Annotated in this window: 18 protein-coding genes; 6 read left to right on the top strand and 12 right to left on the bottom strand. The window is 39.5% G+C overall.

The genetic code is table 11. The features are described from left to right. Positions 1-287: 287 nt before the first annotated feature. The 4 genes from GOM46_RS01550 to GOM46_RS01535 all read right to left on the bottom strand — a co-directional run bounded on the left by GOM46_RS01550 (position 288) and on the right by GOM46_RS01535 (position 4,925). Positions 288-950 (bottom strand): COG3942 and LysM peptidoglycan-binding domain-containing protein, encoded by a 663-nt coding sequence (locus GOM46_RS01550; RefSeq protein ID WP_235083752.1) that lies wholly within the window; start codon positions 948-950, stop codon positions 288-290. A gap of 212 nt (positions 951-1,162) precedes the next feature. Continuing rightward, the gene (recJ, locus tag GOM46_RS01545) at positions 1,163-3,382 is read right to left on the bottom strand and encodes a single-stranded-DNA-specific exonuclease RecJ (RefSeq protein ID WP_235084136.1); all 2,220 of its coding nucleotides are present in this window, start codon (positions 3,380-3,382) and stop codon (positions 1,163-1,165) included. A 196-nt stretch (positions 3,383-3,578) separates the two neighbouring features. Further along, positions 3,579-4,016, bottom strand: a complete 438-nt coding sequence (locus GOM46_RS01540; RefSeq protein ID WP_006144928.1) for an Rrf2 family transcriptional regulator — start codon at positions 4,014-4,016, stop codon at positions 3,579-3,581. 69 nt (positions 4,017-4,085) lie between these two features. After that, on the bottom strand, positions 4,086-4,925 hold the full coding sequence (locus GOM46_RS01535) for a metallophosphoesterase family protein (protein ID WP_235083751.1): 840 nt from the start codon (positions 4,923-4,925) through the stop codon (positions 4,086-4,088). 144 nt (positions 4,926-5,069) lie between these two features. Between GOM46_RS01535 and GOM46_RS01530 the strand changes: the two genes are divergently transcribed. The 4 genes from GOM46_RS01530 to GOM46_RS01515 all read left to right on the top strand — a co-directional run bounded on the left by GOM46_RS01530 (position 5,070) and on the right by GOM46_RS01515 (position 7,352). Continuing rightward, on the top strand, positions 5,070-5,522 hold the full coding sequence (locus GOM46_RS01530; RefSeq protein ID WP_016466819.1) for a universal stress protein: 453 nt from the start codon (positions 5,070-5,072) through the stop codon (positions 5,520-5,522). Between the two features lie 476 nt (positions 5,523-5,998). Continuing rightward, positions 5,999-6,562 carry an alkaline shock response membrane anchor protein AmaP gene (gene amaP, locus GOM46_RS01525; protein ID WP_006144924.1) on the top strand — a complete coding sequence of 188 codons (564 nt, stop codon included), beginning with the start codon at positions 5,999-6,001 and terminating at the stop codon, positions 6,560-6,562. Between the two features lie 12 nt (positions 6,563-6,574). Beyond that, a complete protein-coding gene (locus GOM46_RS01520) occupies positions 6,575-6,745 on the top strand; it encodes a DUF2273 domain-containing protein (RefSeq protein WP_006144923.1) in 171 nt (56 codons plus the stop codon). A gap of 13 nt (positions 6,746-6,758) precedes the next feature. After that, on the top strand, positions 6,759-7,352 hold the full coding sequence (locus tag GOM46_RS01515; protein WP_006150062.1) for an Asp23/Gls24 family envelope stress response protein: 594 nt from the start codon (positions 6,759-6,761) through the stop codon (positions 7,350-7,352). 75 nt (positions 7,353-7,427) lie between these two features. Here the strand turns inward: GOM46_RS01515 and GOM46_RS01510 are convergent, their stop codons facing one another. Then, complete coding sequence (locus tag GOM46_RS01510) at positions 7,428-8,822, bottom strand: Cof-type HAD-IIB family hydrolase (protein WP_235083750.1); 1,395 nt, start codon at positions 8,820-8,822, stop codon at positions 7,428-7,430. Positions 8,823-8,887: 65 nt separating this feature from the next. Between GOM46_RS01510 and GOM46_RS01505 the strand changes: the two genes are divergently transcribed. After that, a complete protein-coding gene (locus tag GOM46_RS01505) occupies positions 8,888-9,850 on the top strand; it encodes an asparaginase (protein WP_235083749.1) in 963 nt (320 codons plus the stop codon). A 40-nt stretch (positions 9,851-9,890) separates the two neighbouring features. Here GOM46_RS01505 and ccpA read toward each other — a convergent pair whose 3' ends face one another. Beyond that, a complete protein-coding gene (gene ccpA / locus GOM46_RS01500; protein ID WP_235083748.1) occupies positions 9,891-10,898 on the bottom strand; it encodes a catabolite control protein A in 1,008 nt (335 codons plus the stop codon). Between the two features lie 205 nt (positions 10,899-11,103). Here ccpA and GOM46_RS01495 point away from each other — a divergent pair, with 205 nt between their 5' ends. After that, positions 11,104-11,421, top strand: coding sequence for a DUF960 domain-containing protein (locus tag GOM46_RS01495; protein WP_006150179.1), 318 nt, complete (start codon positions 11,104-11,106; stop codon positions 11,419-11,421). A gap of 33 nt (positions 11,422-11,454) precedes the next feature. Here GOM46_RS01495 and GOM46_RS01490 read toward each other — a convergent pair whose 3' ends face one another. The 6 genes from GOM46_RS01490 to GOM46_RS01465 form a co-directional block, all read right to left on the bottom strand. Beyond that, entirely contained in the window at positions 11,455-12,738 is a 1,284-nt protein-coding gene (locus GOM46_RS01490; RefSeq protein ID WP_235083747.1) for a DUF308 domain-containing protein, read from the bottom strand. Continuing rightward, positions 12,731-13,552, bottom strand: a complete 822-nt coding sequence (gene folK, locus GOM46_RS01485; RefSeq protein WP_235083746.1) for a 2-amino-4-hydroxy-6-hydroxymethyldihydropteridine diphosphokinase — start codon at positions 13,550-13,552, stop codon at positions 12,731-12,733. The genes GOM46_RS01490 and folK overlap by 8 nt, the downstream gene beginning before the upstream one ends. 38 nt (positions 13,553-13,590) lie before the next feature. Continuing rightward, positions 13,591-14,145: a GTP cyclohydrolase I FolE gene (folE, locus tag GOM46_RS01480; protein ID WP_045614600.1), complete on the bottom strand. Its 555-nt coding sequence runs from the start codon at positions 14,143-14,145 to the stop codon at positions 13,591-13,593. 3 nt (positions 14,146-14,148) lie between these two features. Then, positions 14,149-15,447: a bifunctional folylpolyglutamate synthase/dihydrofolate synthase gene (locus GOM46_RS01475; RefSeq protein WP_235083745.1), complete on the bottom strand. Its 1,299-nt coding sequence runs from the start codon at positions 15,445-15,447 to the stop codon at positions 14,149-14,151. Between the two features lies 1 nt (position 15,448). Next, the gene (gene folP / locus GOM46_RS01470; protein ID WP_235083744.1) at positions 15,449-16,393 is read right to left on the bottom strand and encodes a dihydropteroate synthase; all 945 of its coding nucleotides are present in this window, start codon (positions 16,391-16,393) and stop codon (positions 15,449-15,451) included. Positions 16,394-16,534: 141 nt separating this feature from the next. Beyond that, positions 16,535-17,734, bottom strand: a complete 1,200-nt coding sequence (locus GOM46_RS01465; RefSeq protein ID WP_001096773.1) for a phosphoglycerate kinase — start codon at positions 17,732-17,734, stop codon at positions 16,535-16,537. Between the last annotated feature and the right edge of the window lie 97 nt (positions 17,735-17,831).

The raw sequence follows: 17,831 nt of genomic DNA, 5'->3' as shown, positions 1-17,831 counted from the left end.
TATATAACTCTCTTTTTTAAAAGTTCAATTTACTTTTATCCGAATCTTTTCCTCTTATTATACCATTTTTTTACTAATTTTCAAAATGAAGACAGAATTTCAAATATAGAACATGCATACTAATAATTAATCGGATTGTTTTGCATCTTTCTTTATTTTCAAAATCTCTGTCCACCTTAGAACCTGTAATATTGTATAGCAAATATCTACTAAGCCAAAAGATAGCAAAAGGGTAATTCTCAGACAATAAAAAAAGATTTAGAAATTCTAAATCTTTTTAAGTATTTTTAGTTTGGATAAATGTATCTTACAGTACCTCTTGATGCTGTCGGATTAAACCAGCCACGATAGTTTCCGATTGGTTGAGTTCCACTACCATCATAGTTGCATTCAAATACTTGAATAGAAGTCTCGCTTTGAACATCTGTCACATAAGCAACGTGACCATATTCACCACCGTCCCAAACGGCGATTGCTCCTACTACTGGAACGCTACCCGTCTTATAACCTTGAGCACTTGCGTAGATTGCCCAAGTATTGGCATTCCCCCACCAGTTGCTAGCCCAAGGCGCCAATTCTTTCACGCCCCATGTACACTGACCAACAGGATATGAGTTCCCGTAGTTTGTTGGAGTATTTACGACAACATCATTAGCTGCTACCCCATTCACAGTGCTAGTTGCTTCATAAGATGGAGCAGTGTATGAATAGCTAGCTTGAGTTAGGCCGCTGACTTCTAGTACATCACCTGGGTGGATGGTGTCAAAAATGCTTTTTCCATTATTTGCCGCCAACACATAAGGATCCATACCACTTGCAGCAGCAATACCAAAAAATGAATCGCCGTCTTGAACAACGTAAGAATCTGCGCTAACAGTTTGAGCACCAACTGTCGCCAAAATAGCTGTAGATGTTAAACCAAGAGTCAGTTTAGCAACTGTTTTTTTCATAATAATTTTCTCCTAAATTTTATTGATCATTTTTAATTTTTATGTTGATAAGAGAATCATACCTGATTTACATGTCAATTCTTTTAGAGTTATGTTGTAGTCATGTTACAAATATGTATACTTTTACTACATGGCGTTCTAAAGAACACAACATTTAAAATTATATGAGACAACAAAAAAAGCTGAGATAGGTCACCTCAGCCTTTTTCCTTCTATTTTCCCATCAAGAAATCATAGATTTCCTGCACTGTACCTAGTGCCAACATTTCTTGGTCTTTAACAGTTTGCTTGAGATTTTGATAAATCTGACTTTCAGCAATATCCCGTTTAGCTGCATCTTTATTAACCCTCATCACACCATTTTCAATGGTGACAAAACCAAGCTCTTCAAAAATTTGAATCATCTTGACGAGTAAAATCTGTTCAATTTTAAGATAAGCTGATAGGTCTTTTAATTTATAACGGATATCGAATTCTGGAAACTGGTATATCGTCTTATAGAGCTTTGCAAATTGCTCTCTTGTGCCATACCCTGTCAAATAGTAGGGCTTCTCGATATCATTTTTAAAGTAAACAGCTGAGAAATCATGTTGCTGGAAAATGTCCTTAAGAATCCTGATGTCTTCTGGGATATTCTTGACAACGACTGCTGGACTCGATGAAATATCTGGCAATTCTCCAGCAAAATCAAGCACTGGCACTCCGTCTGGTAGAACAGCATTCTTCCCACGAATATTAAAGAGCTGAACACCGTCTACACGAGCATCTACCATCATCAACTGTAGAGTTGTTTGCCCATTCCATTGGTTAACGGAAAGAGTGACTGCTAACTCCAGCTGTTTGGTCTGCGCAAATTCTGTCGCTTTCGACCCTTGACCAAAGGCAACCACTTCAAAGTTCGCAGTTCCTTTGGAAATTTTTAACTTCAGGTGACTATCTCCTGCTCCCATAGAACGAGCATTTTCAACTTGAAAATCTCGAATGTAGAAGACAGGTTTTTGATTGTCCATTCCAAAAGGAGCTAACTTCTCAAAGCTTTTAACCGTATCTAAACTCAGGCTTTCCAAATCTAGTTCTTCATCTAGATATAATTTACTCTTTCCCTTAGCATCTATCCCTTTGTCTTTTACATAGGTTTCTAAAATTTCTGACAAGGCATCTAACTGTTCAGCCTCGAGCGTCATACCTGCGGCACCTGCATGGCCACCAAAGGCGATAAAGAGAGCGCGATGCGGATCCAAAGCTTCAAAGATATCGACTGCTTCAATACTCCGTGCGCTTCCCTTGGCACGACCATCTTCAATATTCAGAACAATAACTGTTTGACCTAGTTCTTCCAGTAAGCGTCCAGCTACAATTCCAAGAACCCCTGGGTTCCAGCCTTCCTTTGACAAAACCTGAACACTTTTACTAGGATCTACCATGTTTTTAGCTTCATCATAGATGGCTTGAACGATTTCCTTGCGTTCTTCATTTTTTTCTTGAATCATGAGGGCAATTTCATGCACCTCTTCATCATCAAAGCCAGTCAGTAAATCAATCGCTGGATTGGGATCATCCAAGCGCCCCAAGGCATTTAACCGAGGTGCCAACTGAAAACCAACTGTTTCTTCTGTAATATCACTAGTAGCAATTCCTGCAATTTCAAATAGTTCTTGGAGACCAATTCGTTGAGTATTGCGCAAAACTTCTAGACCGTACTGAACCATGATACGATTTTCATCCGTCAGGCTTACTATATCCGCAATGGTTCCAATGGCAACCAAGTCAAGCAACTCAACCTGCACTTCCTCCAAGAGGGCACAAGCTAGTTTAAAAGCAACTCCACAGCCTGCTAATTGTTTAAAAGGATAATCTGCTTCTGGATGTTCAGGATGGACGATTGCATAAGCACCTGGTAAAACCTCTGGCATGGAGTGGTGGTCTGTCACAATGACATCCACTCCCATAGACTGAGCCAAGTCAATGGCTTCATGCCCAGCAACTCCATTATCCACTGTCACAATCAAAGACACACCCTGTTGCTCGATGAAATATTTGTAAACACTGGCATTTGGACCATAACCGTCTGTAAAGCGATTTGGGAGATAGACCAGACACTCTGCTCCTAATTGTTCCAAACTCTCCTTGACAATCGAAGCCGAAGTCATCCCATCTGCATCGTAGTCACCATAGACTAGAATCAATTCTCCTTGCTCGACAGCCTGGCGAATACGATCAACTGCCTTATCCATATCATGTAATAGATAAGGATCATGTAAATCTTCCAAAGAAGGTTCTAAAAATTTCTTCAGGCTGCTTTCGTCCTTGATTCCACGTTGAAACAACAAACAAGCGACTTCAGAACTCAAGCCTACACTCTTGGCAATCTTTGTAAAATCCGCATCCTCAACTTGCGGAGAAAATTGCCAATTATAAGTAGGAATTATCAAATAAATATCCACTCTTTCTTACGATTCTATTCATTTATTATAACACGATTTTTGGTTTTTCTCCTGATATTCAGACCATATTCTTTGCTAAATTTTTAAGCTACTTCAGCTAACACCTCGCCTATTTAACAACGAAAAAACACCTAAACAACTAGGCTTTTCAGTACAGCAATTCAGGTGTTCTTTAGTTTAAAATTTATTTTTTAATTCTCGCTTCTGTATCAGTTACAAGTTGAGCGAGACTAGTTAGGCTCAATTCTTTTTCCATAGCTTGCTGGATTTTTAGCAATTTCTCATCTAAAACCACATGAATATTGGCTCCAACTGGACAATTTGGATTCGGATTATCATGAAAGCTAAAGAGTTGACCCGTCTTCCCGAGACATTCAACTGCTTGATAGATATCCAAGAGACTAATATCTTCAAGATTTTTGATAATTTCTGCTCCTCCAGTTCCACGCGCAACAGAAATCAATTCTGCTTTTTTCAGTTGAGACAAGGTTTTACGAATAATAACAGGATTAACCCCCACACTGCTAGCTAGAAAATCACTAGTAACTTTATTTTCCTTGCCTTCAAGGGCAATGATAACTAGCATATGGGTTGCAATGGTAAAGCGACTTGAAATTTGCATGCAGTTCTCCTTTCTCGTTAACTAAGCTCATTCTTCTCTTATATTATTATAGCTCCTCTAGTTGTAATGTCAAGAGTTACGACTGAGCCAGTCATCCAATTCTGCATCATGCCCTTGATTTTGAGCGATTTCATGCAACAAGTCCTGATTGTGGGTATGATGGATTCCATTGACTAAACTTTCATAATAGACCTGATAGTAGGGCAATTGCAACTCTCGAGCCAACTGCAACTCTGCTTCGACATCATAATCAACGCGACGAAAATCTACATCCTTCAATCCTTTATCATCAAATTCCAAAATCATATATTGGGCTCGTAAATCCTCACGCAGACTTGCTGATAAAAAGAAAGGCTGCCCAATCGAACCTGGATTCAAAATGAGTTGTCCACCACTTCCATAACGTAAAAATTGTTGGTGGATATGACCATAGATGGCAATATCGGAGTCAGGATTAGTCACCAAACGATCAAAATCTTCCTGCTTTCCAAGATGAATCAGTTCTCTTCCCCAATTTTTATCCGGTAAATGATGACTAATCCCCACCTTTAGATTTCCAAACTGGCGATGGGTGTGCATAGGAAAATCCTGAAGTTCTTCAATCTCATCTAGACTAATTTCTTCCATGATATACTGACATTGCCGTAAGAGGTAGCGATGACTGGGCCTACTTGTATCCAATTTTCGGTGAGCAGCCCGCCATAAACTTTCTTCCCAATTCCCCAGAACCCGAACCGTAATCGGCAATTCCTCCAATCGTCTGAGTATACTTTTTCGTCCCGTTCCTGGCATAAGAATATCTCCCAAAAGCCAATATTCCTCAACTCCTGCCTTTTCCGCATCTGTGAGAACTGCTTCCAATGCTCCTGTGTTGCCATGAATATCTGAAAGTACCGCAATTTTTGTCATATCAATCCCTCTTGTTTTCTCACATTTAATTATAGCACTCTTAAAAGCAAAGTCAAAAGCGTTTTCCTTCCTATCATTTTTTACTTTACTTTTTTAGTGAAAAGGATTACAATGAGGGTGATAAGAAATGAGGAGGTTTTTGCTATGACACAACGTTACGAAAACATCATGGTAGCAGTCGACGGCTCTAAAGAAGCTGATTTGGCTTTTGTTAAGGGAGTTCAGTCAGCTGTGCGTAACCAAGCTAAATTAACCATTGCCCATGTCATTGACACTCGTGCTCTTCAAAGCATTTCAACATTTGATGCTGAAGTTTATGAAGAGTTACAAGTGGAAGCCCAAGACTTGATGGCAGAATATGAAAAGCGTGCTAGAGACGCTGGCCTTACAGACATAAAAGTTGTCATCGAAATGGGAAATCCTAAAACTCTTTTAGCCAAAACAATCCCTGAACAAGAACATGTTGATTTGATTTTGGTTGGAGCAACTGGGCTTAACGCCTTCGAACGTTTGCTTGTCGGATCTTCATCAGAATATATCCTACGCCATACAAGTGTTGACCTTCTCGTTGTTCGAGACAAGGATAAAACTTTATAATGAGAACAAAAGAGGTCGGGAAAATCCCGGCCTCGCTTTTTATTAGTGATAGCCTTTTATACAGCGAGGACTATATTCGTCAAAAAATCCTAAACTAATCTGTAAAGTAAAGGAGAGGATGTTCAAAATTGACGGCGCTTTCAAAAAATGCTATACTAAAAACAACTGAGAATGTATTCGCAGTTTAGAAAAGGAGACCCATTTTTTTGCCACTTGTTATAGACAACTTGGCATTTTTACGTCTAAGGGTATCATACATTTTGTTTTGAAACTACTTACTCCATTTTCCTAGTTCTCTATTAACAATCCCTCGGGGAGATGAGCCCTTCGTTAACTAAATTAGCTAACCTCATCTATCATAGTAGCACTTTTCAAAGTCACTAATTCCGTATTCTTCTATCTTGAAGATGATAGATTGTTATACACCTGCCTAAACTATTACAATAATCTATCAGCTTAATTCGAAAGGATTGTATATGTCAAAAACAAAGAAAATACTTTTACTTATTTTCTGTATTCTTATCTTGACAGTCTTCCTCCCCATCTTGATTGATTACCAACAAGCAAGTGACTTAGGCATTCAATTGTTTAGTTGGAGAGAATGGAGTTTTGCTGCATTCATTTCAAAATACATTTTTTGGGGGACATTAATCCTATCAGTATTAGTTTTATCATCAATCCTAGTTATACTATTTTATCCTAAGCAATATCTGGATATTCAATTAGGTACTAAAGATGATAAGCTTAAACTAAAAAATTCAGCTATTGAAGGGTTCGTTAGATGTGTTGTTGATGAATATGAGTTGATTAAAAATCCAACTATCCGTGTAAATATCAGAAGAAATAAATGTTTTGTTTACGTGGAAGGTAGAATAATTACTTCAGACAACATCTCTACTAAGTGCCAGTCAATTCAAAATGAAATAACTCAAGGATTAAGGCAGTTTTTTGGTCTTGAACGTGAGGTAAAACTTGAAGTTTTGGTTAAAAACTATCAACCTCCAACTCAACACAAGAAAACTACAAGTCGTGTAGATTAAGGAAGTGAAAAGATGGAATTACTTAAAAAGTATCAGTATCCAATTTTATCAGGCTTAATAGGTATTATTCTAGCTTGTTTAATTATTTCCTTTGGTTTCTTCAAAACACTATTTGTTTTGATTTTCGGAGCTTTAGGAATTGTAATTGGATTATATATCCAAAAAAACTATATAAATAAATAATAAGGAGTTGCATATGTCAAACTTGGAAAAAAACGTTTCTACAGAAAAAAATGAATCTACTGCTACTACTCATGAAGTAAAAGGAAGCCTTACTTATGAAAATAAGGTTATCCAAAAAATTATTGGTCTAGCACTAGAAAAAGTACCTGGTCTTTTGGACGTTGATGGAGGATTTTTCTCTAATTTAACTGAAAAAATTATTAACACAGATAATGTTACTCGTGGAGTTAATGTTGAAGTTGGTAAGACACAAGTTGCTGTCGATTTGAATGTTGTTGTAGAATACAAAATTAACGTTCCTGAACTATACAACAAAATTAAAAAAGTTGTCACTTCTGAGGTTTCACAAATGACAAATCTTGAAGTTGTTGAAGTAAATGTGAACGTTGTTGATATCAAAACAAAAGAACAATTTGAAGCAGATTCAGTGAGTCTTCAAGATAGAGTAACTGACGTAGCAGAGTCAACAGGTGAATTTGCATCCGAACAATTTGGAAAAGTTAAATCTGGTTTCAGTAATGGTGTATCAACTGCTAAAGAAAAAGCAAGTGAAGGTGTCGAAGCTGTAAAAGATGTAACATCTAAAGAAAAAAGTCGTGTAAACTAGCTGCAAAATCTAATATGAACAAAAATACCTATTGAATAAATCCAATAGGTATTTTAATTTTTCATCTTGAAGCTTCTAACTCATTCTATTTTCTCTTTCCTTATGGCGTTCATAAGCCTTAATTTGGCGCTCTATCTCCTTTTTGATCGCAGGTTCTGGAGCATATTTTTCTTTCCAGTTATCTGGTTTCAAGATTTTGTGGGTTACTGGATCAAAATGAGCTTTACCATCTGGGAAGATTTTACCCATATTCGCTTGATGGACAATTTCAAAGATTCGCTCTGGGTCTACCCCCATCAGAACAAAACTTCCATAGGTAAAGTAAAGTGTATCAATCAAAGCATCAACCTGACCAACGAGGCTTTTCTCAGCTGGTGTTGATTTACTTACTTTTTCAGCTGCTTTATCGAGTGCCTGATGCAAATCTTGTACGGCTTGTTGGAATTCCTCTTCAGAATTGCTTGCAGCGCGGACAAACTCAACTAACTCTTCAATCTTAAAGCCAGCACGGTGAGTTGCACCTTCTAAATCCCAAGCGATAGGTTCTTCTTGAGTTCGCTCATCCATCATGTGATGGAAGGTTTTGACTTTATTGAAATGATAGTCGCGACTAACAAAGACTTTTTCAGAAGCCAAGACTCCAAAATATTCTAAAGCCTTATGAATGCCGTCATCTTGGTTGCTGGCAGTGATATGCTTGGCAACTTCTTTCACACTACTGCTACCATTTCCCATGGCAACAGACATCCCAACTCCAGCCAACATTTCTAAGTCATTATCTGAGTCACCAAAGGCCATGACTTGATTGAGATCAAAGCCATACTCTTTTCCGACACGGCGAATCCCTTCCAACTTGGAATTTCCTTGATTGATAATATCCGCCGCAAAAGGATTACTTCTGGTAAACTTGAGATGGTTTAATTGTTCCGCAGCATGATCTGTCTCCTCAGGAGTCATCAACATGAGCACCTGGTAGACCGGTTGGTTGATCAGGTCCAGCAAATCCTCTTCCTTCTGTGGAAGGGCCTTGCTGATCATACGATTAAAGGAATGACTAACAGTACGAGTCAAGAATTTTGGTACAAAACGACTAACTAACTGTGACAGAGGACTGAGCCCAAAGGACATTATTCGAGAACCGACAACATCTTGTCTCGTTCCCATGGCAATCTCTTTTCGATTTTCCTTAGCATAAGAGATGATTTGTCTGAGACTTCTCTTATCAATAGGGCTAGCAAAAAGAACACGGTCTTTGTTAAAGATATATTGGCCATTGTAGGTCACTGCAAAATCCAGGTTTAAGTCGTCCATCAAATCCTTAACAAAAAAAGGTCCTCGCCCTGTTGCTACTCCAACAAGCACTCCTTGCTCTTTCACAATCTTGATAGCTTCTTTAGTGGACTTCAAAACACTCTTACGGTCATTTACAAGCGTTCCATCGATATCAAAAAAAACTGCTTTGACTTCCATCCTATCTCATTCCTTTCTTTTATGATACAATGATTATACCACATTTCAGAAAAAGTGAGTGAATCATGACTAAGAAAATCCTTGTTTTACATACTGGTGGTACTATTTCCATGCAGGCAGATGAAGCTGGAGCTGTAAGAACTAGTGCTGACAACCCTATGAATCATATCTCTAATCCACTCGAAGGCGTTGAAGTCCATTCATTGGATTTTTTCAATCTACCAAGTCCACATATCAAACCCAAGCATATGTTAGCTCTTTACAAAAAGATAAAACAAGAGGCAGCTGCATACGATGGGATTGTCATCACACATGGGACAGATACTCTAGAAGAGACAGCCTATTTTCTAGACACCATGGAGATCCCTCATATACCTATCGTTTTGACAGGGGCTATGAGATCTTCCAATGAACTAGGAAGTGATGGCGTCTATAATTATCTTAGCGCCTTACGTGTGGCTAGTGATGACAAGGCTGCAGATAAGGGTGTTCTAGTCGTTATGAATGATGAAATTCACGCTGCGAAGTATGTCACTAAAACGCATACTACAAATGTTAGTACCTTTCAAACACCGACTCACGGTCCACTTGGACTCATTATGAAGCATGAAATTCTTTACTTCAAGACTGCAGAACCTCGTGTTCGTTTTGACCTTGATCACATTCAGGGATTGGTTCCTATCGTACCTGTTTATGCAGGTATGACTGAGGAGCTTCTCGATCTACTTCCTGTCGATCAGCTAGATGGACTGATTATCCAGGCTTTTGGAGCTGGGAATGTTCCTAAAGAAACTGCCCAAAAACTGAAATCTCTCTGCCAAACTGGTCTTCCTATTGCTCTTGTTTCTCGTTGTTTCAATGGGATTGCAGAACCTGTTTATGCCTATGAAGGCGGGGGTATTTGCCTTCAAAAAGATGGTGTTTATTTTGTAAAAGAATTAAATGCTCAAAAAGCACGTCTTAAACTCCTTATTGCAATTAATGCAGGACTAAAGGGCGATGAACTCCGAGCATATATGGAAGGATAAGAAAAATCCCATGAAATCAGTGATTTCTTGGGATTTGTTTTTAGTCTTTACGTGTTGATTTACGCTCTGTCAAACCATGAGGTAGAATGACTTCACGTTCCTCCAACTCTTCTTTATGCATAATCTTCGTCAACATACGCATACTAATCGCACCAAGGTCATACAAGGGTTGTGCGATAGTTGTCAGATTTGGTCGAGTATAGCGTGCGATTTGAGAATCATCACTTGTAATGATTTCAAAGTCTTCTGGTACTGAAACTCCATGGTCAGCTAAACCGTTCAAGAGACCAGCTGCCAATTCATCACCCGTCACAATCGCTGCAGTTGCTTTTGAAGAAACTAAGCGTTCCGCCAAGGCATAGCCATCATCATAGCGATATTTAGACTCAAATACAAGACCTTCACTGTAGTTGACTCCTGCTTCTTTCAAAGCTTCCTTGTATCCAACCAAGCGAACTTTACCATTGATATCATCTACCAAGGGACCGCTCACAAAGGCAATCTTTTTATTACGTTTCAACAAATGACGAACAGCATCTGCAGTAGCATTCTTATAGTCAATGTTAACACTTGGAAGTTGGTGTTCAACATCCACTGTTCCCGCAAGAACGACAGGAGTACGTGAGCGTGAAAACTCTGAACGAATCTTCTCTGTCAAATGGTAGCCCATAAAGATAACACCATCAACTTGTTTTGAAAAAAGTGTGTTTACTACGGCTACTTCTTTTTCATCATCTTCATCGCTATTAGCGAGAACGATGTTGTACTTGTACATCTCTGCAATGTCATCAATTCCTTTTGCTAGAGCCGCAAAATAAGTGTTTGTGATATCTGGAATGACAACACCAACGGTTGTTGTACGTTTGCTTGCCAAACCACGAGCAACTGCATTGGGACGATAGTCAAGGCGATCAATAACCTCTAGAACTTTCTTACGAGTGTTCTCTTTGACATTTTTGTTGCCATTAACTACACGACTGACAGTTGCCATTGAAACTCCTGCTTCTCGGGCAACGTCATAAATTGTTACTGTATCATCTGTGTTCATACCGTTTCCTTTCTAATGTTGAAAATTTTGTTTTCATGTTTACACTACCTCTAGTTTACCATTTATTGTAAGCATTTTCAAGGGATATATAAACTTTCTTTGAAAAAATTTTACTGTAAATCATATTTTCTGAAATCAGTTTACTTTTCTTGATTTTTAGAGATGTTTGCAGTATGATTATTAAAAAATGAAGTAGGAGGCATCGATGGCTTTCACGGATTCGCATCGACGTTGTGCCAGTTTTGGTGTAGTAACTAATCTCCCAGATGATGTTATCGACTCAATCTGGTATATTATCGATCATTTTTTAAAGCATGTTTTTGAATTAGAAGATGAATTGGAATTTCGACTATTAAATAACGAAGGCTCTATCACCTTCCGCTTTTCTAGTAAACATCTGCCTACAACGATTGACTTTGATTTCAATCATCGTTTTGATCCTTTGTATCCACCCAAAGTACTTGTAATGGATATAGATGGAAAGGAAACCATTCTCCTCCCTGAAGAAAATGACCTATTTTAAAAACTCTAGTCTCTTGACTAGAGTTTTATTTTGTTAATAAACGGATCGACTGACCACGATCCCACTTGGTTTCTTAAATTCTAAATCTAGATAGTCCTGATAGGTTCCAGGAACGATAAAACCTTGTGGGCTTAGGATATCCGTTCCAGCCTCTCCAACGATAGAATCTGCTAGCAGAACACAGTTGGTACTAAGGACAAAATAGGTTTTGTATTTAGACGATTTAAACTTATAGAGACTGGCATCTGCTTCATGTTTCAATTGATAAGAGTAAGTATGTTTGATTTCTCCTTCTCTTCTTTTCATCAACTGCGAACTTGGTTCCCAAGGGATTAAAAGATTCTCTATTTCTTTCAATCGCTCTTCGATTGCCTTTTTCTGTTGTTCAGACAAGCTCAAGCCATAGACAAAGAGAGTTTTTTGACTTTCTCTCTTACAGAGTTCGATATACTTTTCTCGATTTGCCTTAAAGAGAACCCCATCACCAATCGTACCAAACAAACGTTCTGAGTGCGGGTCATAAGAACCATAAGAAATAACCTGACCTTGATAACAGATATCTACATGACCCATTGCCAAGAAGAAGGACGATTCTGAGGCATGGATAAAAATTTCTAGATCAACTGATTTTTCATTTTTTCTCTCTGAATGTACTTGACTTTCTTCCGTTTGATGGGTCGCTAAGGTTTCATTCCACTTTCGTAAGGTGTTAATGGGAATCAAAGCTGTCACAAATATAGGCAGTGTCATTCTCATTCTGCGCTTCAGCTTGGGATTGCTTCTCACTTTTTCAAAAAAGAAACCATCCCTGACACTGCTCGCTCCCAACATGATCAAGTAAAAACCAAGTAAGAGTAACTCAAAATTTGTCGCATCATGGAAAGGGGAGACACTGTAGAGACCAAATCCCATCATCCACAAAGCATCGAATAAGTAATTGACCCTTGGGCGAATATGATTCTTCCGATAAATCAACCAAGTAATCAGGCTAATCAGACCAGTACACAATTGATAACTTCCAATAGCAATGACTAAGAAATAGAGGGCTATTCCCTGCAGAATGACAGAATCAAATAGGATGACAGCAACAAAGAGCTTGGCTAATGTTACAAAAATATTTTCTCTACGGGACTTTTCCTGAAACCATCGTGTCAATAAATGCCAAACTGCTGACAAGAAAAAGTAACCCATCAATAGCTGGTAACCCAATCTCGGTACTATCTGCCCAAAACAAATCAGGAGAAGACCAAGGATAATAGCTAGCGCTCCCTCCCCTAGACTTCTCCATTTACTATAAGTTTCGGAAAACTTAGGCATTTTCTTTCTCCAATTGACGATACAAGTGACGAATCGGTTGTCCTAGCACTGGATGAATAAAATGCGGAGCTATTTCTTGAAGGGATTCTAGGACAAAGAGACGCTCGGGAATATAGGGATGTGGCAAGATGAGGGCGTCAGTATAGATCACTTGGTCCTCTACAAATAGCAAATCCAAGTCAATCAAGCGTGGTCCCCAATGTACCTCTCTAACTCGTCCCATTTCTGACTCAATCGCCAACAAGGTTTCTAACAAGATTGGAGCTGGCAACCAGGTTTCCACTTCAATGACTTGATTGGCAAAGCTAGCTTGCTCTACCCCGCCCCAAGGTTCAGTCGTAATTACGCTAGACTCCTTGAGAACATGGATGCCATGAGCTCGCATTTTATCAATCGCTTGCTCAAGATTAGCTGTCTTATCACCCATATTACTTCCTAGAGCGATAAAAGCTCGTTGTTTACGACGATGGATGGTTACTGAACAGGTATCTAGTGGTAAATGGACAGGTGCCCATGGTTTTTTAAGTTCTAGCTCAATTTCTTGAACGATAGGGTAGGTCTCAAAAGTGCGCTCTACTAGTTTGTAGGCTACTGTTTCAATCAGGTCTTCAGTGGTTTCCTGGAACCAAGTCGTCCATTGCTGACAAAGTTCCCCATAATGGATAGAAGACTCCAAGTCTAACTCCGTCGCAGCCTTTGTCATATCATAGGATAAGCTAGCTGAAATGACAAACTTTTGCCCTAATTCCTTCTCACTAGGGAAGAGTCCATGAAAGGCGAAAACTTCCAGATCCTTAATGTGCAATTGATCCATAACTAGTCCTTTCTAGAAAAATTCGTTTGAAGCGATTTTCATAGCCCCATGAGGCGATACGCTTGGTCTCGAAGATCCTTATCTGTTTCAAACACTCCACGAGCTACTGTAGTCAAGGTTGCAGTTCCTGGTTTTCGAACACCACGCATACTCATACACATATGTTCCGCCTCAATCACAACGAAAGCCCCCTTAGCACCAAGATAGTCCATCAAGGCGTCAGCCACTTCAATATTCAAACGTTCTTGAATTTGTGGTTTCTTTGCATAAACTTCAACTGTACGTGCCAGCTTAGATAAACCTGCCACACGACCATCCGGGATGTAGGCGATATGAGCTTTTCCATAAAATGGCAAAAAGTGATGTTCACACATGGTATGGAAAAAGATATCCTTTTCCACTACCATATTATCATCAATAATCTCAAAAGATTTTGACAAGTGTTCCTCTGCAGTTTGACCAAGTCCTGAAAAAATCTCTTGATACATGCGAGCTACCCGAGCAGGAGTTTCCTGTAAGCCTTCGCGGTTGACATCTTCGCCGACCGCTTCGATAATCATTTTTACAGCTGTCTCAATCTTTTGTGTATCCATTCTCTAGTTTTTCCTCTCCATTAGATAGGCTCTCACCTGGCTCAAGAAATACAAGGAGCCCGTGACTATCCTAACTGTTTTTTTCTCTTCGTCATCTATCATATTTTGGTCTAGAAATGCCTGCCAACTCTGGTAGCTAAGATTTCTAGAATAAGCTACTTTCTTTAGCACTTCTTCATCCGTTGCTCGACCATCATCAAAATGTGTTAGTGTAAGATTAGTATCTGGTAAGTTCTCTAATAAATCTAACATATCCTCTAAAGCCTTGGTTTTAATACAAGTAAAGAGGATTTCCTTGTGATAGTCAGCAAATCGTTCTTCCAAAGTTTCCAATAAAGCCTTGATGGCATGGGGGTTGTGGGCCCCATCTAAAATCATCAAGGGTTTTCTAGAAACAACTTCTAAACGTCCAGGCCAGCTTGTTTCCTCTAAAGCTTGAGCCACTAAATCATTTTCTGGCAATTCTCGCCCAGTCTCTTGACAATAGGCATCCAACAAAGTTAGTGCCATTCCAGCATTCTCAATCTGGTGCAAACCAAGCAGACCTGTTTGAAAGCGACCTTGTCTAACAGAACTTGTATAGTTAAATACCTCTCCAGTGACAATACTTTCATGATGGCTAACCTGATAGGCATCCCCATAGAACAGGCTAGGAGCCTGTTTTGCTTCCGCAATTTGGTCAATAACCGCCAAGGCTTCTGGGACAATGTTCCCCGTTACAAGAGGAACTCCTGGCTTGATAATGCCTGCTTTCTGCTCTGCGATGGCTTCCAAAGTATCACCAAGTAAAGCTACATGATCCAGTCCAATGGTTGTGATACCTGTTAGAATAGGCTGACATACATTGGTACTATCCAAAAGTCCACCCATACCAACTTCCATAATAGCCACATCAACTTGCTCTGAGGCAAAGTAATCATAGGCTATAGTAGTGATAATCTCGAATTCTGTCGTTCCTTGTAAGGCAGGAGCGTACTCCCCTTCAAGTAGTGAGCGATATTCCGACATTAAGACTTCTAGTTTAGCTTCTGGGATTGACTCCCCATTAATGGCTATCTGATCCGTATAATGAATCAGATAGGGAGAGCTAAAGACACCAACTCTTAGTCCCATCTTTTCCAACATATTTTTCAAAAAAGCTATGGTAGATCCCTTACCATTGGTTCCACCGATGTGGATAACCTTGAGCTTAAGATGGGGATTGCCACGTAAGGCTAACAATTCCACCATCCTCTCCAAGCCGAAATGCGGTTGATCTGTCCGATAGTTTGCTATCCACTGATTCGTTTCGTTTTTATTCATCTTACTTATATTGTTTCAAATCTAAATTTTCCGCATCATCTGCTAGGCGGACAGCAGACGCAATTTCGACTGCCATCTTGTGACTGGCTACATCATGTACACGCACCACTTCCACACCTTGTCTGGCAGCAATACTGGTTACATGAGCCGAAGCAATATCACGATTTCGGAAACCTACTTCTGTATCTGGATTGACTTCAAAGCCATTTTCTTCCAGAATATTGATGACAAAGCGCTTGCGAGAGACTCCTAGAAAGATAGGATAGCCCATCTCGTGCAATTTATCAAGGTCACGTAGAAGGATGAGATTTTCCTTTTTGGTCAAGCCAAAGCCAATCCCTGGATCCAGCATGATGTTTTCTTTTGCAATACCAGCTTCCTTCGCTCTTGCAAGTGCACGGCCAAAGAAAGCTGTCATCAATTCTTCTACTGGCAGTTGTTCAAATTCAGCCAAGTCTTCTTTTGTAAAAGGCTCTCCAAATCCAAAATGAGGGAAGATAAGTGAACTAGGGTGCTGAGGACGTACCATGACTGGATTAAACATGATGACCACCTGAGCTCCTGCTTTGGCAACCACTTCTGCCATCTTCTCATCCCCCATAAGACCTGTAATGTCATTGACTATATGGGCTCCAGCCTTTAGAGCCGCTTCTGCAACCTGACTCTTCCAAGTGTCGATCGAAATCAGAACATCACTTTCTTGACGGATAGCCTGAATGACTGGAACCACACGTTGGATTTCCTCTTCAATCTCAACATAGCTACTTCCAGGTCGAGTAGATTCCCCACCGATATCTAAAATAGTGGCACCTTCAGCTATCAATTTTCGAGCCTGCTTTAAGGCTTCTTCAATAGCATAAAATTGGCCCCCATCAGAAAAAGAATCTGGGGTGACATTGATAATACCGCAAATAGCTGTTTTAGTAAGATTCTCTCTTTTTTCCACGATTATCACTCAAATTTCATTTAGATTGGTATTCCTCTATTTTACTGTTTTTTTTGGATTCTGTCCAATTATCCATCGGTACTCCCAAACTTTAAAAGAGCGCAAAAAAAGGAGAATTTAAGTCCTCCTTTTTCTATGTTCTTATTTTTCAGTCAAGGCTGCAAGTCCTGGAAGAACTTTACCTTCAAGAAGTTCCATTGATGCTCCACCACCAGTAGAGATCCATGAGAACTTGTCTGCACGTCCAAGGTTGATCGCTGCGGCAGCTGAGTCACCACCACCGATGATTGATTTAACACCTGGTTGTTTCACGATAGCGTCCATCACACCGATTGTACCAGCTTGGAAGTCAGGGTTTTCAAATACACCCATAGGTCCGTTCCATACAACTGTTTTCGCACCAGTCAAAGCTTCGTCGAATTTAGCGATAGATTTAGGACCGATATCCAAACCAAGGAAACCTGGGTCTACTGCTTCACCTTCAGTATCTTTCACTTCAGTGTAGTCAGCAAATGCGTTTGCTTCTTTTGAGTCAACTGGCAAGATCAATTTGCCGTTTGCTTTTTCAAGAAGAGCTTTAGCGACATCCAATTTGTCTTCTTCTACAAGTGAGTTACCGATTTCGATACCTTGTGCTTTGTAGAATGTGTAAGTCATCCCACCACCGATAAGAACTTTATCAGCTTTTTCAAGCAAGTTTTCGATCACACCGATCTTGTCTGAAACTTTTGAACCACCAAGGATCGCTACGAATGGACGTTCTGGAGCTTCAACTGCTTCTTGGATGTAAGCAATTTCGTTTTCAAGAAGGAATCCAGCAACAGCTTTCTCAACGTTTGCAGAGATACCAACGTTAGATGCGTGTGCACGGTGAGCTGTACCAAATGCATCATTTACGAAGATACCATCTCCAAGTGATGCCCAGTATTTACCAAGTTCAGGATCATTTTTAGATTCTTTCTTGCCATCAACATCTTCGTAACGAGTGTTTTCAACCAAGAGAACTTGTCCATCTTCAAGAGCGTTAACAGCTGCTTCCAATTCAGCACCACGAGTAACACCTGGAATAAATTTAACTTCTTGACCCAATTTAGCAGCCAAGTCAGCAGCTACAGGAGCAAGTGATTTACCTTCTTTATCTGCTTCTTCTTTTACACGTCCAAGGTGAGAGAAGAGGATTGCACGTCCACCTTGTTCAAGGATATACTTGATAGTTGGAAGAGCTGCAGTGATACGGTTATCGTTAGTGATCACGCCATCTTTTACAGGAACATTGAAGTCAACACGAACGAGAACTTTTTTCCCTTTCAAGTCAACGTCTTTAACAGTCAATTTTGCCATTAGATATGACTCCTTCTTTTTTTTTACGTGTTAATTATATCACAAAATCAATAAAAGAGATAGAAAAACCTTAAACTTTTCTCTTTCTCGATTAGTC

The organism is Streptococcus infantis, from assembly GCF_021497965.1.
Taxonomy (GTDB): domain Bacteria; phylum Bacillota; class Bacilli; order Lactobacillales; family Streptococcaceae; genus Streptococcus; species Streptococcus infantis_B.
This window is presented reverse-complemented; position numbering and strand designations above follow the sequence as displayed.